This is a genomic window from Rhizobium sp. CG4, assembly GCF_023701965.1.
GTDB lineage: Bacteria > Pseudomonadota > Alphaproteobacteria > Rhizobiales > Rhizobiaceae > Agrobacterium.
This window is the reverse complement of record NZ_JABAEG010000007.1, coordinates 160,013-173,781: the sequence shown is the minus strand read 5'-3', so window position 1 is coordinate 173,781 and position 13,769 is coordinate 160,013. Positions and strand designations below refer to the sequence as shown.

At 55.7% G+C, this 13,769-nt stretch carries 10 protein-coding genes; 7 read left to right on the top strand and 3 right to left on the bottom strand.

The window, feature by feature from the left end; translation table 11 throughout:
* Positions 1–51: 51 nt before the first annotated feature.
* The 3 genes from HGO37_RS19275 to HGO37_RS19265 all read right to left on the bottom strand — a co-directional run bounded on the left by HGO37_RS19275 (position 52) and on the right by HGO37_RS19265 (position 3,416).
* Positions 52–768, bottom strand: coding sequence for an HNH endonuclease (locus HGO37_RS19275; RefSeq protein WP_250984738.1), 717 nt, complete (start codon positions 766–768; stop codon positions 52–54).
* Positions 761–2,434 (bottom strand): DUF6119 family protein, encoded by a 1,674-nt coding sequence (locus HGO37_RS19270; RefSeq protein WP_250984737.1) that lies wholly within the window; start codon positions 2,432–2,434, stop codon positions 761–763. Before HGO37_RS19270 ends, HGO37_RS19275 begins: the two co-directional genes overlap by 8 nt.
* Positions 2,435–3,170: 736 nt before the next feature.
* Positions 3,171–3,416: a helix-turn-helix domain-containing protein gene (locus tag HGO37_RS19265; RefSeq protein WP_250984881.1), complete on the bottom strand. Its 246-nt coding sequence runs from the start codon at positions 3,414–3,416 to the stop codon at positions 3,171–3,173.
* A 474-nt stretch (positions 3,417–3,890) separates the two neighbouring features.
* Here HGO37_RS19265 and HGO37_RS19260 point away from each other — a divergent pair, with 474 nt between their 5' ends.
* The 7 genes from HGO37_RS19260 (at position 3,891) to ctlX (ending at position 12,912) form a co-directional block, all read left to right on the top strand.
* The gene (locus HGO37_RS19260; RefSeq protein ID WP_250984736.1) at positions 3,891–5,492 is read left to right on the top strand and encodes an ABC transporter substrate-binding protein; all 1,602 of its coding nucleotides are present in this window, start codon (positions 3,891–3,893) and stop codon (positions 5,490–5,492) included.
* Between the two features lie 4 nt (positions 5,493–5,496).
* Positions 5,497–6,474, top strand: a complete 978-nt coding sequence (locus tag HGO37_RS19255; protein WP_250984735.1) for an ABC transporter permease — start codon at positions 5,497–5,499, stop codon at positions 6,472–6,474.
* Between the two features lie 11 nt (positions 6,475–6,485).
* The gene (locus HGO37_RS19250; protein ID WP_250984734.1) at positions 6,486–7,394 is read left to right on the top strand and encodes an ABC transporter permease; all 909 of its coding nucleotides are present in this window, start codon (positions 6,486–6,488) and stop codon (positions 7,392–7,394) included.
* Positions 7,391–9,112, top strand: a complete 1,722-nt coding sequence (locus HGO37_RS19245) for a dipeptide ABC transporter ATP-binding protein (protein ID WP_250984733.1) — start codon at positions 7,391–7,393, stop codon at positions 9,110–9,112. Before HGO37_RS19250 ends, HGO37_RS19245 begins: the two co-directional genes overlap by 4 nt.
* 89 nt (positions 9,113–9,201) lie before the next feature.
* Entirely contained in the window at positions 9,202–10,506 is a 1,305-nt protein-coding gene (locus HGO37_RS19240; protein WP_250984732.1) for a CapA family protein, read from the top strand.
* Between the two features lie 173 nt (positions 10,507–10,679).
* Positions 10,680–11,981, top strand: coding sequence for a peptidase T (gene pepT, locus HGO37_RS19235; protein WP_250984731.1), 1,302 nt, complete (start codon positions 10,680–10,682; stop codon positions 11,979–11,981).
* Between the two features lie 4 nt (positions 11,982–11,985).
* The gene (gene ctlX, locus HGO37_RS19230) at positions 11,986–12,912 is read left to right on the top strand and encodes a citrulline utilization hydrolase CtlX (RefSeq protein WP_250984730.1); all 927 of its coding nucleotides are present in this window, start codon (positions 11,986–11,988) and stop codon (positions 12,910–12,912) included.
* Positions 12,913–13,769: the final 857 nt, after the last annotated feature.

The following is a 13,769-nucleotide window of genomic DNA, read 5'->3' as shown; positions in this document are numbered from 1 at the left end:
CCAACGGTTGTTGTCGGTCACGCTAGGACGCCTCTGGAGGGGTGCCAAGGGTTATCCCGGCACGATTAAGGCTCTGGCTTCGTCAAGACCCATCCATCTCGCTTTCAGCACCATCGCCCGATGAATAAGACGGTGACAGCAGGCGCACAGCAAAGCCAGGTCAGCCAACTTCGTCTTACGCTCACCTGCCTCAGCAATTGGCACCAGGTGATGTGCCTCAAACATCGCTTCCTGAAGCGACATTTCCAAATCCGGCCGGGCGAGATTGCAAATCTCGCAACGAAATCCGGACGCACGACGATTGTTTAGTAACATCATGCGAACCTTAGGATTTCGTTCGCGTCGAACGTGAAGCGCAGTTAGGAGTCGGCCTTCGGGAAGCTCTTGCTCTACGTCCGGTAATTGCTCTGATCCGACGACCGTGATCCCGGCTTTAATCGCATCGGCGATCCGGCGCACTTCGTCCGGCCGCTGCCCGAACTCGGCCCATACCTGGCGGTCCATATTAGAGACGTTACCGAGCCCCTTACCGGTGGCCACCTGGCGGATATTCATCAGCTTGAAACCGACGCCGTCCGGATTCCGGAACGTAGGCTGCTTCGCAGCTTCGGCGTGATAAGGGAGAGAGCGAAGGATTTCGGAAAGCCCCTTGACCTCTTTCGACTTCGGGGAAGGAACCTTGCCATCAAGCTGCTTGAACAAATCAAGAGCGAGGATCGTCTCGTCACGGGTCCAGTTCGGGTTGCCATGTCCGTGGGTTTTAGCCATCAACATTAACCGGAGCGGCAGGATCGACCTTTTCAATTAGATGCAACTCGACCCCAAAACCATATTTTGCGAGCAGCGAAGCTGGCGCTTGCAGACTAACTTTACTGAAAAATGGCAAGTCCATCATGTTCGACCTTCGATTCCTGCGCCGCAGGATGCCGTAGACGACCGTATAGGACGCTGTATTCAGACGACCTTGTCGCCCCGTCGGCAAGAGCTGCTCAAAACCTGCTTTGACAGGGATCTCTCCCTGGCGCCTGCGTGCTTGCCGCCTAACGCCGTTTCTAAATGCCGCATCTGACATCAGGGAATCACAGCTTGTAACAGCCTGCATCCAAAGATGGCTTATCGAGGACGAGGAGTGACCATCTTTCAAATGTATAAGCTGGCGCTGTCGTGAGAAGAAATCGCATACCTCGATATTGCCGTTGTTAACGCCCCGAGGATTCACTTTCGTCCTATCCATCATCAAGAGATCGGGCTGTTGATTCAGTTCAAATATAAGTTCCTGCTCATTCCTTGCCGTGCTTTGGATAACGAAGGACGGCTTGATCAGAGATCGGACAAAGTTTTCGATACGGTTTTTGTAAGCTTGGCTGATACGATACCAGGTGCCGCTAAAGATAACATATGTCTGCTGATTGAGCTGGCATTCGAAAACGAAGCAGTCATAGACTTTCCATTTCGGTTTTGCTCTTGTCTCCTCATCCTCGTGCATATGCACGAAATGGTCGGTCTTAATGGCACCAAATGGTTCAGCAAAATTTATGGCGTTCAACTCGGATACATAATCTTCAATGTCGAGCTCTGAATACCAGTTTTTTTCGCGAGAGAACCCCCTGCCGTAGTAGGCTAAATCTTGCCCCTCCATGTAGTCGACGATTTCCGGCGGGCACATATGCAAATCGCTCTGCTCCCCCGTTCTCAGCGCCTCAATCTGTTGGCTCAGTTCGTCGTCTAACTGTTCGACTTCGTCCGCGTCAGTGACGATCTGGACGTTATCTATCCATTCATAATCCCGCTGATATTGGGTGTCTTCGAATGCTTGAAGGCATTGGGTAAGCTTAGCTTTAATCGCAGTCGGCTCAACCGTGCAAGTGATAGTCAAGCTATCACGGCCAGCAACAAACTTTGCAAAGGCCTTGTCAGTGGGAGACCCCGCCGCAACTCGCAATAAATCACGCTGCACATCGATTCCGAACCCAGCCAGGTCGGAATTTCGGCTAGCCTGTGTCCGCCTCTGGAACACAGTTGCGTCGAGCGTGGCGCTGTCCAGGCTTCTGAGGTTGCGCCTGGATACTGTGTTAAGCACAACCTTCAGGCCGAAGTTTCGCTCTAACTTAGACGGATTTATAAGGAAGTGCCCACCTCCGAAACACAATATGAAAATCCTCGGCTGTCCCTCTCCGTCATCAACGGGAACCGCGAGCACTGCGGAGGATGATTGTGTCCAGAAATCAGGCTCATAGGTAGTTAATTCCGAAAGAAGCGACATCCAACTGGGACGACTCCGTGAAACTTCGACAAATAGTCGACTTCCAATTGGGGTTTCAGTCGCAACTTCGTTACGATTGGCAGTATCTCTGAATGCATCTTCAATCTGAACACCAGGCTTCAAAAGCCTGAGATTTATTGTCGCTGATCCTGCCCGCGGATGTATCACCATGAAAAATCCCCCAATTCAAAGGAGATGTTCGGGTGATTCTGAGATGCAGTCAACTCCCGGTAGAATGCATCCAATATTCCAACGTTACCGCGAGTGTGTTATCCTCGTGACACATATCGATTAGATGAGTTAAGCAGTGCGGCCCGCCACGCGCATCCAAGGGAAGAACCAAAGAGTTGATACCCACGGGGAACAGGCAATAGAATTTTCAACCGGAATTTAAACGAATTCTCCAAAGCCTTATCAATGCTGGAATGTAGACAAATGGCGACTTACAAAAGAATTCAGACTTGGGTCAAAGAACAACACGGATTTATGCCGAAGAGTTGTTGGATCGCCGACGTTAAGGCCTCCTACGGAAAAACGCGTCGGATCGCCGCCAATAGGCTTAGCGCCAGTGACAGAAAATATCCATGTCCGGAAGAAAGGCGTGAGATATTAGTGAATGCACTCAGGCATTTTTCAATTATTTAGACGTCGAAGTGGCTTGAATGTGGCCCCAGTTATGAGTTGCAAGTTCGGTATGGATATCAAGGCGGGGGAAGCACAGTATATCTTAGGGAAACACCTTATAGCTCAAAGGCTTTTATGGCGGAGAGGGTGGCATTCGAACCACGTTACCCTAGCAGGTATGCCGCATTTCGAGCGCAATATCCGGCGACTCACGGCCGACGCTGGAAGGCCATTATAGTTTCAGTGAGAGCCAGCGCTTTGAGGCCACAGTTAGGCGCAACTATTAAGTCGGATTTTTGAACCGTACTCCGACACCACCGCCGTTGGCCTCTATAAACTCAATACCCGCTGCCTCAAATGCCATCTGGATCACTTTTAGATTGGCAGCGGTTATCGGTGGAACTCCGTCTTCACTTTCTGCGCGTCTAATTGTCGATAGGCCAACTGATGCATGACCAGCCAATTCTTCCGCGGTCCATCGCCTCAATGCTCTTGCAGCACGAATTTGGGCACCAGTGATTTTCTTCATTCTTTTACAGTTTTTGGTTGAACTTTTGCAGTCGATATGAAACATTATGTTTCAATGCGGTTGTGCCTGGTGCTGGAACACCAGACGCAACCTGACCACAATCAAGCTGTTAGGGAGCTCGGATCATGGCTGATTCCGACAATAGCAGAACTTTGTCTGCAATCGCGAGACCTGATTTCATATCAAGCACCTTTGTGCAACTTTTTGCAACTGCCTGGCGGGCAGGGTGCAACGCATGGTCGCGTCTTCCGTCGTCGACTTTTCCAATAAAACGGACCTATCCGGCCAGTTAGCGCAGCTGCGTAACCTGGCAAGAGCGGCGCTCGTGATTTCCTGAGCCGGACAGGAATGTGACCCGCGTTCGGCTTTTGTGGCCCCAGAATTTCAGAACAGCAACCGCAAACCTCTCGATGTGGGCAACCACAGCGCGGAGTGCGGTCGCCTTTATTCCAATAACAAAGAGGGAACTATCTCATGAACTTCGCATATGCATTCCGACCCGTCGCCATCACGGCGGCCATCCTGTCCATGACAGCGTTCAGCGGGCCAGCAGCCGTTGCCCAGACCGGGACGCAGGCAGAACTGCGGATCGCAACATCCTACAAGCTGATGACGCTTGACCCGCATCACGCCAACCTCAACGAGAACACATCGCTGTTGTCGCATATCTATGAGCGGCTGGTGTACCAGGACGAACAGCTTGCCCTCAAACCTGGCCTTGCCGTTGCATGGTCGATGGTGTCGGACACGCAGTGGGAGTTCAAGCTGCGTGACGGTGTGAAGTTTCAGGATGGATCGGTTTTTACCGCCGATGATGTCGTTTATTCCATCGAGCGCATCCGGGATTTTCTGCAATCGCCGAGCGGGGGCTATCGTTCCTACGTGACCGGCATCAAGACAGTCACGGCAACTGACCCGCTAACGGTGATCATCGAGACAAATGGCCCGATACCCAACCTGCCGCTTTTGATGTCGTCGGTGTTTATCATGCACAAGCCGGACGAGGGTTTTCAGACCACGGAAGAACTCAATGGTGGCCAGGCATCCAATGGCACCGGGCCCTACAGGTTCGAGCGATGGAGTTCCGGCGAGACCCTGCAACTGACCCGTTATGACGGCTACTGGGGTGATCGTCCTGCATGGCCGTCGGTAAGCTTCCGGGTGATGGAAAGCCCGGCTGCCCGTGTGGCAGCCCTGTCGACCGGTGATGTCGATATCGCCGATGCCATTCCGGCCCGCGATGTCGGCTCTCTCAAACAGCGTGGCGCCGATGTCGCCAGTATCAGTGCGGCCCGGATCAACTTCCTGCAGTTTGATGTCGAGAAAGAAGCGGTTGCAGGCGTTACCGACAAGTCGGGGGCCGCTATCAAAAACCCGTTCCGGGATGTGCAGGTCAGACGCGCTCTTGCCATGGCAACCGACCGCGACGTGATCGTGGAAAAAATCCTCTCGGGGTATGGCACGGCCGCCTCGCAGGTGTTTCCGGAGGGGCTGCCCGGCACCTCGGCGAAGCTGAAGGCCGCAGCACCGGATTATGACGCTGCAAAGGAGCTTCTGACCAAGGCCGGTTATCCAGATGGCTTTAATGTCATCCTTGCCGGTCCTGCCGGGCGTTATCCCGGTGATGGTGACAGTCTGCAGGCGGTGGCGCAAAGCTGGGCACGCATTGGTGTGTCTGTGCGCCCGCAGGCCTCGCCATTCTCGGTGTTCAACACCAAACGTGCTGCCGGTGACTATGCCGTCTGGTATGGCGGCACCTCAGGTGAGGCGGTCGATATCATCCTGCATGCGCTGGTGGCAACCCAGGACAAGGAGCGCGGTACCGGTGCGCTGAACTTCGGCCACTACAGCAATCCCGAGTTTGATGCGCTGCTCACCAAGGCGCAAGGCATTGAGGCAGGGGAGGTTCGCAATCAGGCACTGGCAGACGCAACCGAGCTTGTCATGCAGGACCAGCCGATCATCCCGCTCTACCACTTCCACCACATTGTCGGCTTTGGTCCCAAGGTCGGCTCCTATGTGATGCATCCGCGCGGCTGGACCACTGCGATGCAGACCAAGGCAGCGACGGAGTAAGCGGATGGCCATTTTCTCTGCCGTATCAGGAAGACTGACCCAGGCTCTGCTGTTGCTGCTGGCCATGTCGCTGATCGGCTTCATCGGCATTCACAGCGTCGGCAATCCGGTGTTCAACGTCGTCAATATCGAAACCGCCACGCCAGAGGACATCAGGCGTGCCACGATCGCGCTTGGTCTTGATCTGCCGATCTGGCAGCAATACGGGCTGTTCCTCAAAAATGTGCTGAGCGGTCAGTTCGGCACCTCCTACATCTACCACCAGCCGACCTTTGATCTGGTGATGAGCAAACTGCCAGCGACGCTCGAGCTTGCCTCGCTTGCCATGCTGGTTGCAGCAACCGCCGGGGTGGGGCTTGGTCTTGTTGCCGGACGTCGCAAAGGCTCAACTCTCGACCGGATCGTGCTGCGGGGCAGCGTCTTTGCCCTCAGCATTCCCTCCTTCTGGCTCAGCATGATGCTGATCCTGACCGGCGCCATCCTGACGGGATGGTTTCCGTCGGGGGGTAGGGGACCGACCACCACTGTCATGGGCACCGAGTGGAGCATGTTTACCGGTGATGGCCTCAGGCACATGGTGCTACCAATGCTGGCGCTGGCCATTCCCAATATTGCATTGATTGCCCGCCTGACACGCTCAGGCACGATCGAGATCGAAAGACAGGAGTTCACGCGCTTCAGCCGGGCCCGTGGTCTGTCACCACGCCGTATCCTGTTTGCCCATACGCTGCCCAATATCAGCGTGCCACTGGTGACAATCATCGGGCTGCAGTTCGGAGGCATGCTGGCCTTTGCGGTTGTCGTCGAAACCATCTTCGCATGGCCGGGCATCGGCAAGCTGCTGATCGATTCCATCCAGCTGCTCGACCGGCCGGTGGTCATGGCAACGCTGACCTTCACCGCCGTTGCCTTCGTCCTGCTCAACGCACTGGTCGATCTCTACTACGTCGTGATCGATCCACGCGTGCGAACGTCATCATAAGGGAGGATGATATGAAACCGCTCATCTTGCGGGCACTTGGCATGCGCAGCAGCTCGGGGCACGGACCCTTGTTGCCAACCTGGCTGTCAGCCTATCTGCACCTATCCACTGTGCTGCTTGGCCTGTTTATCGTGGCGGCCATTGCCGCTCCGCTGATCTCGCCGCAAAACCCCTATGATCCGCTCCAGATCTACGCCTGGGAGGCGTCATCACCACCGGGAACGGTTGGCAGTGGCGGGTTTACCTATCTGCTGGGCACGGATGGCCTTGGCCGGGATATCTTCAGTACCATTCTCTATGGCTTGCAGATCAGCCTGGTCGTGTCGTTCTCCAGTGCGGCCCTTGCCGCCATCATCGGGCTGACGGCCGGTGTGACGGCGGCGTATTTTAAAGGATGGGTCGATGTCGTCATCATGCGCATCGTCGACCTGCAGCTTAGCCTGCCGACCATTCTGGTGGCGCTGATTGCCATCGTGGCGCTCGGACCGGGTGTTGACCGTATCATCCTTGCGCTGGTCATTGCCCAATGGGCGGCCTATGCGCGACTGGTGCGCGGTGTGGCACTCAGCGAGACACAAAAGCCCTATATGGACGCCGCACGGCTGATGCGCCTGCCAACCCGCCGGGTGATTTTCCGCCACCTTTTGCCCAACAGCATTGCACCGGCCATCAGTCTCATCCCCATTGAAGTCGGGCATGCCGTGGCCCTTGAGGCCACGCTGTCATTCCTCGGTCTGGGTGTGCCGCTGGACAAACCGTCGCTTGGTTCGGCAGTTGCCAACGGCTTCCAGTATCTTCTGACTGGCCAGTATTGGATCAGCCTGTTTCCGGGGCTTGCACTGTTTTGCCTGATCGCCACCATCAATTTTACCGGTGAACACGTCCGTCTTCGCCTTGATCCCGGGAGTAATCTGCGATGACACCAGCCCTGTCCAATCATATGTCGTCAACGCATGCACGAACAACGCAATCAGCACCGTTGCTTGAGGTCAAGAACCTTGGCCTGCGCCACCGATCGCCGGGTGGAACACACACCATCCTCAGCGATGTCAGCTTTACCCTTGGGCGAGGGGAGATCCTGGGCATCATCGGAGAATCCGGGGCTGGCAAATCCTCCATTGGCAATGCCGTTCTCGGCCTGATGGCCCCAGGCATGCAGCAGGTCTCCGGAACCATCATGCTTGACGGGTTGGCGATCGATGCCATCGAGAGTTCACATCACGCCAACAGGCGCCAGAAGATCTCGGCGGTGTTCCAGGATCATACCGCCTCACTGGATCCGCTGATGTCGGTCGGGGCGCAACTGCTCGAGACGGTGATTGCCCATAATCCGCAGATGTCTGCGCGACAGGCACATGAGCGGTCACTGGACCTGCTGGAACAGGTTGGCATCCCGCAGCCGGGCGAGCGTTATCGCAACTTCCCGCATCAGTTCTCGGGCGGACAAAGACAGCGCGCCGTGATCGCCATGGCGCTGGCTGGCTCACCCGATATCATCATCGCCGATGAACCGACCTCTGCACTCGATGCCACGGTCCAAAAGCAGATCCTGCATCTTCTGCGCAGCATCGTCGACCAGACCGGTGTATCGGTCATCCTCGTCACCCACGATATGGGTGTGGTGTCCGAGGTCACTGACCATGTGCTGGTTATGCGCAACGGCAAGGTGGTCGAGTTCGACAGAACCGACAGGGTCCTCGACAATCCAAGAGAAGACTATACGCGCGAGCTGCTGGCGGCAGTGCCACGCCTCCAGCTGACACCCAATGACCCGCCATTGCACAATCAAATCGCCAGAGAGCAAAGCGACATCGGTAAAAACGACAGTGCAATGAGAGACCCGATTGTTCTGGTCTCCGGCATCACCAAAACCTTTGGCCCAACCAACGTGGTGTCATTCGACAGACGGGGCAGGGACGGTTCCCGGCCCGCCCTTGATGACATCTCCTTCGTTCTGCCACGCGGCGAGATCACCGGCATTGTTGGCGAAAGCGGTAGTGGCAAGTCAACGATCGGACGTATTCTGGCCGGTCTTGTGACGGCGTCATCCGGGACACTCACGCTGGACGGGCAACGCTATGATGTGACCAGGCCTGGCCATCGCAGCGGCCTCATCGGTCAGGTGCAGATGATTTTTCAGGATCCGGCGGTCTCGCTCAATCCACGCATGCGCATTGGAGAGACATTGCGCGAAGCCATCCGCTTCGGGGCCGGTGCCAAAGGCCGGGAAGGTCAACACGAGGCGGAGGTGATGATGGAATGGTTGGGACTACCCGTCTCGTTGCTCACCCGTTTTCCGCATCAACTCTCAGGCGGACAGAAACAGCGCGTGTGTATTGCAAGGGCGCTTCTGGCCCAACCGCGTATCATCATCGCCGACGAGCCGACCTCGGCACTCGACGTCTCTGTTCAGGCACAGATCATCACGCTTTTGCGCGACACCGTCAAAGCCCGTGATCTTTCGATGCTGTTCATCTCCCATGATCTGGCCGTCGTGCAACAGCTTTGCCAATCGGTGATGATTTTCAAGGACGGCAGGATCGAAGACCGGGGAAGCTGTGACGCGGTGTTTTCCAGCTCACAGAACCCATACACCCGCAGCCTGATCGACGCCCGGCCAAGGCGATTTTCGCGTTGAACGAACAGACCGCACTCTGAGTGCTGTCCCCCAAAACCCTTTCCATGAATTCGATGCCGCATCTTTGGCAGTAACTGATGTGATGACCCATGACCAATCGATTTACAGTGGCCGTGACCGGCCAGTCCCTCATCAAACACGATATCCGTGATATCAAGAGCCCGGGTTTCGAGGCCGTCAAACAGGTGCTGCGACAGGCTGATCTGTCATTCACCAACTTCGAAAGCACCATCCTCGGCAGCCATGGTGGCTGGCCGCTCAAAGGATCATATTTCGGGTGCAGTGAACCGGCGGTGCTCGATGCCCTTGATGACCTCGGCATCGGTGCGCTGGCGCTCTCCAACAATCATGCCTTTGATCTTGGCCCATCCGGTGTGCTGTCCACACTGCAAGAAGCGGACCGACGCGGTTTCCTGCGTGCAGGTGCCGGTCGCAATCACGCCGAGGCGGCGCGGGCCGGGCAGGGGATCGTCGGCAACTGGCGAGTTGCCATGGTTGCCATGGATGGCGGGCCTGGACCGGATATCATGTATGCAGCCGATGGCGGACTGTTGCGGCCAGACCGTCCCGGCATCAATCGCCTTAAACTCACCCAGCTGCTTGAGGTCGATGATGCTGCCTTTGCTCAGCTGACTGCCATTCGCGACAGGGTCGGTTATACCTCGACGGATCTTGCCAATGACAGCCAGCCCAATGACCCGCCTTACGTCGACCCTCACGACGAACTGGCAATCGGCCGGACAATATTCAAACGAGCCGGTCGTTTTGGCCGCAACGTCCGCATCGATATCGCCGATTTCGAACGAAACCTGCAGGCCATCACCGTTGCTGCCGAAGACGGGGCACTTGTGGTTGCCTATCTGCATCATCATCATTGGGCGTCCGACTGGTACCAGGTGCCGGACTGGGTTGGATCAGTTGCCCGTCGTTGCATCGATGCCGGTGCTGCGATGTTTTTGAGCCATGGCGCGCCAGTGCTGCAGCCGCTGGAGATTTATCGCGGCCGTCCGATCTTCTACAGCCTTGGCAACTTCATCTTCCACGTGCCGGCAACCGCAAACTGGCAGGCGCCGGAGGTGTGGGAGAGCGTGATTGCGTCCTGCGCTTTCGATCATGACAATACACTCACGGATATCGTGTTTCGTCCGGTGGTGATTGGCGGTGAAGACGCCATGTCCAACCCCGACCTGTCGTTGCGCCGTGCGCCCCATCTGGCCACCAGGGATCGGGCGACACGTATTCTCACAAGGTTTCAGGAGCAGTCGCACCGGCTGGGAACAGAGATTGATGTGTCAGACGGTATCGGTTCTCTACGGCTGGACACCAGGGATATCGACGTGGTCGCCGCAAAAGAGCATACCAACTCCGGTTATACCAGGCAGCGCACATCATGATCGTAAAAACCAGCGGACGACTAAAGCCGAGAAAGGGACCAAAGGCCATTGTCGACCGCGCTTCGCCCTTTCTCGTCATTGGCGGATGCTCAAAAAGTGCACCTGGCCTGCAGCCTCAAGCAGATCTTGAGCGGTAGACAGTCAACAGCAATGCCTAGAATGCGGATGATAACATGACACCAGAAACACAGGCTGCAACGGATATTCGTGACGAACTCGTTGCGCGGTTCTTCCGCTACGTCGCTGTCACCAGCCAAAGCAATGCCGCGTCACAAACCCTGCCGTCCACGCCGGGACAACTTGACCTCGCCCGGCTACTGGCCGACGAACTGCGTCAACTTGGCCTTTGCGATGTTGTGGTTGATAACAGTGCAATCGTCACGGCAGTCAGGCGGGGCAACAATCCTGACGCGCCCTGCATCGGCTTTATCGCCCATCTCGATACAGTCGATGTCGGCCTGTCTCCCGACATTCACCCGCAGATCAAACGCTTCGAAGGTCTCGATCTATGCCTCAATCCGGAGCAGGACATCTGGCTGCGGGTCAGTGATCACCCGGAGATCAAACGCTGGGCGGGCGAGGACATCATTTTCAGCGACGGTACCAGTGTGCTCGGCGCCGACAACAAGGCGGCCATTGCCACCATCATGACCTTGCTGGCACGCCTGGATACTGAACAGACACTTGGTGATATCGCCATTGCCTTTGTTCCCGATGAGGAAATCGGACTGCGGGGTGCCAAGGCACTCGACCTCAACCGCTTCCCTTGCGACTTCGCCTATACCATTGATTGCTGTGAGCAGGGCGAAGTTGTCATCGAGAACTTCAATGCTGCAACGGCCGAGATCATCTTTACCGGGGTCACTGCCCATCCGATGTCCGCCAAGGGTGTTCTGGTCAATCCGCTGCTGATGGCTATGGATTTCGTGTCGCATTTCGATCCGGCCGACACGCCAGAACATACCGAGGGCAGGCAGGGCTACTTCTGGTTCAAGGACCTCGATGCCAATGACAGCAAAGCGTGCCTCAAGGTGATGATCCGTGATTTCGACCGGGAACGCTTTGAAGAGCGCAAGGCCCGTATCACGGAGGTTGTCGAACTGATCGAGGCCGATTACCCCACGGGTACTGTCCAGGCCATCATCACCGACACCTATGCCAATATTGGCGATCATCTGGCCAGCGACCCGCGCGCCGCCACCCTACTGTTTGAAGCCTTCGAACATGTCGGAATTGAACCGAATGTCATTCCCATGCGCGGTGGCACCGATGGGGCTGCATTATCGGTACGCGGCATTCCGACACCGAACTTCTTCACGGGTGCCCACAATTTTCATTCGCGCTACGAGTTTCTGCCGATCAGTGCCTTCGTGAAGTCCTTTGAGACCGCAGCGACAATCTGCAAACTGGCTGGACTGTCCTCTGTCTCAGACAATGCGCAACACCCATTCAATCCCATCGATCAGAAGGCGTGACCCGATGTTTCATTCTCCACAGGCACCGGCAGCCGTCGTGATGGTTCGACCACGTCATTTTACCGTCAACGCTCAGACGGCAAAGGACAACAGTTTTCAGGCGCAATGCACCAACACAAGGGACATCGCCGGGAAAGCCTGGCAGGAAATCACCATGGCCGCCCAGACGCTGCGCAGCCACGGCGTTACTGTCCACCTGTATGAAGACGAGGGGACAAAGACACCGGATTCGGCGTTTCCCAATAACTGGTTTTCTACCCATGCCGGTGGACACATTGCCATATATCCGATGAAAGCAAAAAACCGTCGGCTGGAGCGCCGGTTCGATATCATCGAGATGCTCAAATCCACCTACCGCGTTCAGGAAGTCATCGACTATTCCGGACTTGAACAGGACGGGCTGTTTCTCGAAGGCACCGGCGCCATGGTGCTCGACCACATCGATCGTGTCGCCTATGCGGTAAGGTCAGATCGTACAGATCCGGTTATTCTCGAGCGCTTTGCCACGAAGTTCGGCTTTGAGCCCATGGTGTTTGATGCCTTCGATAACAACGGGGTTCCTGTCTATCACACCAACGTTTTGATGTGCATCGGCACGGATATCGCCATGATTGGCACGAGCCTTATTCCTGACGTCGAGCGATCCAACGAAATTGAAATGCGGTTACAACGCTCAGGCCGACACATCGTCGAGTTACGACACGAGCAGATCGGTAAATTTGCAGGGAACGCTCTTGAGCTCCAGAGCAAATCGGGACGGATGATCGCCATGTCGACAACGGCTCTCGCGTCACTTGATCAAGCACAGCGCAAGGCAATCGAAGAACGGACACCCATCGTTGCGCTCAACATCCCGACCATAGAAATGGCCGGTGGTTCAGTGCGGTGTACTCTTGCGGGGGTTCATCTGGCGCCGCGACACCCCGAGTGAGCTTCATAAGCAGCCATCTCATGTCATGGCTCTCATTCCGGAAGTCGTTGCACCATTGGCACGGATGATCATTTATCGAAATGCCCATCGTACAATGGAGATGTCGGAAATTGTCGATGCGTTAAAATGGAAGGTCGCGTTATCACGGCACGTACTTGGGTTGTACGCTGTGGGGCATAACGAAAGAGTCGACGCAATTTCATGAAACCGGTCAACGCAGGAAAGCCTGGTTCCGGTCCTCGGAAGCTGCCGCTTTGGTGGTGGAACCGGAACTTCGTGAGTTGCTGACGTCGCTGACCGCGTTGGAAATACTCGCGTCTCAGCACAAAGGTCTCGCCGGAAAACTGGCTTTGAGTGTTCCGCCCGTTGCGACGGTACCCGCGATCATTCGAGTTCAGTCGCAAGTGATAAGGCACCAGCCTATCATTTGGTAATAAGGGGTTATGCCGAAACAGGTACATCAGCAACCTGTTACGGAATGTTCGAATCTGGTTCGCGTATGGTTCGCCATAATATTAGAAACATCTAAATTCATACCGGTGACGATAGCTGCTCGACTAAAATGAATTTCAAGTGTGGCTGACTGATGTCATGGCTGGTTTTGACGAGCTCTGTCTGTGCCCACGAAAACAGGCTCTCCCGTAGGCCGCAAAAGGGGACTCTTGTCGCGTTTTCCGAAAGTCGGCCATGGCATGACGCGGTTTCAGCAATCGTATATCATGTCATAACGGCCTGTTTTGATGGGATATTCAGTTGCTTGCCCCAGTATGCGGGACTTTACCAACCCTGAAAGATCCAAGGGCAACAGCAAGACCCCGAGGGCGGAAAAGGATCTTCTGTATGCGGGTTCATACGTC

Bases quoted from the DNA above. Each gene is read 5' to 3' on its own strand.
- HGO37_RS19270 (WP_250984737.1), bottom strand. From the start codon at position 2,434: ATGGTGATACATCCGCGGGCAGGATCAGCGACAATAAATCTCAGGCTT.
- pepT (WP_250984731.1), top strand. From the start codon at position 10,680: ATGACACCAGAAACACAGGCTGCAACGGATATTCGTGACGAACTCGTT.
- HGO37_RS19275 (WP_250984738.1), bottom strand. From the start codon at position 768: ATGGCTAAAACCCACGGACATGGCAACCCGAACTGGACCCGTGACGAG.
- HGO37_RS19255 (WP_250984735.1), top strand. From the start codon at position 5,497: ATGGCCATTTTCTCTGCCGTATCAGGAAGACTGACCCAGGCTCTGCTG.
- HGO37_RS19265 (WP_250984881.1), bottom strand. From the start codon at position 3,416: ATGAAGAAAATCACTGGTGCCCAAATTCGTGCTGCAAGAGCATTGAGG.
- ctlX (WP_250984730.1), top strand. From the start codon at position 11,986: ATGTTTCATTCTCCACAGGCACCGGCAGCCGTCGTGATGGTTCGACCA.
- HGO37_RS19240 (WP_250984732.1), top strand. From the start codon at position 9,202: ATGACCAATCGATTTACAGTGGCCGTGACCGGCCAGTCCCTCATCAAA.
- HGO37_RS19245 (WP_250984733.1), top strand. From the start codon at position 7,391: ATGACACCAGCCCTGTCCAATCATATGTCGTCAACGCATGCACGAACA.
- HGO37_RS19260 (WP_250984736.1), top strand. From the start codon at position 3,891: ATGAACTTCGCATATGCATTCCGACCCGTCGCCATCACGGCGGCCATC.
- HGO37_RS19250 (WP_250984734.1), top strand. From the start codon at position 6,486: ATGAAACCGCTCATCTTGCGGGCACTTGGCATGCGCAGCAGCTCGGGG.